At 65.5% G+C, this 1551-nt stretch carries 2 protein-coding genes; both read left to right on the top strand.

Annotation, left to right across the window (positions count from 1 at the left end; genetic code table 11):
- Window positions 1-703 (top strand): 3-hydroxyacyl-CoA dehydrogenase family protein (locus tag WCE35_RS08400; RefSeq protein ID WP_424592885.1); only part of this gene is annotated, 703 nt, incomplete at its 5' end.
- A gap of 150 nt (window positions 704-853) precedes the next feature.
- A partial coding sequence (locus WCE35_RS08395; protein WP_424592884.1) for an AMP-binding protein occupies window positions 854-1551 on the top strand: 698 nt, incomplete at its 3' end.

The raw sequence follows: 1551 nt of genomic DNA, 5'->3' as shown, positions 1-1551 counted from the left end.
AATTGCAAAGGTGCCCGCGGTGGTCGGCGTCTGCGACGGCTTCGTCGGCAACCGCATGCTGGCGCAGCGCGGCAAGCAGGCGGAGAAGCTGTTGTTCGAAGGCGCGCTGCCGCAGCAGGTCGATGCGGTGGTGACGAAATTCGGCATGCCGATGGGACCGTTCGCGATGGGCGACCTCGCCGGCCTCGACATCGGCTGGCGCTCGCGCAAGGATCGCGGCATCAAGTCGGAAATCGCCGACGCGCTGTGCGAGGCCGGGCGCTTCGGCCAGAAGACCGGCAAGGGTTACTACAAGTATGAAGGCGGGTCGCGCGCGGCGCTGCCCGATCCGGAAGTCGAGAAGCTGATCGACGAGACGTTGCAGCGGATGGGTCGAAAGAAACGCGTGGTCAGCGACGACGAAATCCTCGAGCGCATGATGTACCCGATGATCAATGAGGGGGCGCGGATTCTGGAAGAGGGCATCGCGGCGCGGCCGAGCGATATCGACGTGATCTGGCTCTATGGCTATGGCTGGCCGATCTATCGCGGCGGGCCGATGTTCTACGCCGACCAGGTCGGGCTGAAGCACATCGCCGACCGGCTGTCTTACTATGCCAGGGAGACCAGCGATCCGTCGCTGGAGCCGGCGCCGCTGCTCAAGCGCCTCGCCGCCGAGGGCAAGACCTTTGCGTCGCTGGCGCAGACCTCGAAAGCGGCTTGATGGGCGGTTCCTCTCACCATCCGTCATTCCGGGATGCGCCTCTTGGCGCAGGCCCGGAATCCATACTCCCGATCGTGGTTATGGATTCCGGGCTCGTGCTTCGCACGCCCCGGAATGACGGTCGCCCTGTGGCTTCTTGCTGAAATCAACATGACTCATCCAGGCGAACAGTATTATCCGCAAGGCGTCCGCTGGGACGATCCGATCGCGCGCGGCACGCTGCCCGACCTGTTGTCGACGGCGGCGGCCGAATTCGGCGCGCGGCCGGCGATCGAATTCCGCGACCGGCCGATCCGCTATGCCGAGCTCGAAGCCATGGTGGAGACCGCGGCGTCCGCCTTCCTGCGCGCCGGCTACGGCAAGGATACCTCGGTCGCGCTGTTCCTCGGCAATTCGCCGGACCATCCCGTCAATTTCTTCGGCGCGCTGAAGGCGGGGGCGCGGGTCGTGCATCTGAGCCCGCTCGACGGCGAGATCGCGCTGTCGCACAAGCTTGCCGATTCCGGCGCGCGCGTGCTGGTCACCAGCAACCTGTCGGCATTGTTGCCGACCGCGCTGAAATTCCTCGGCCAGGGTCTGCTCGACCGCCTGATCGTCTGCGAGGACGATGATTGGGGCAAGGCCGGCACGCCGCAGGCGCCGCTGCCGGACCATCCTGCGATCATCACCTACAGAAACTTCGTCGATGGCGCCACAAAGCCTTCGCAGTGGCCGCCGATCAGCGCCGACGATGTCGCGTTGCTGCAATATACCGGCGGCACCACCGGACTCCCGAAGGGCGCGATGCTGAGCCACGGCAATCTGACATCCGCCGTGTCGGTCTATGACGTCTGGGGCAAGCCTTCCCG

The organism is Bradyrhizobium sp. (genome assembly GCF_049691595.1).
Taxonomy (GTDB): Bacteria; Pseudomonadota; Alphaproteobacteria; order Rhizobiales; family Xanthobacteraceae; genus Bradyrhizobium.
Note: the sequence above shows the minus strand (reverse complement) of the source record. Positions and strands in the feature narration are given on the sequence as shown.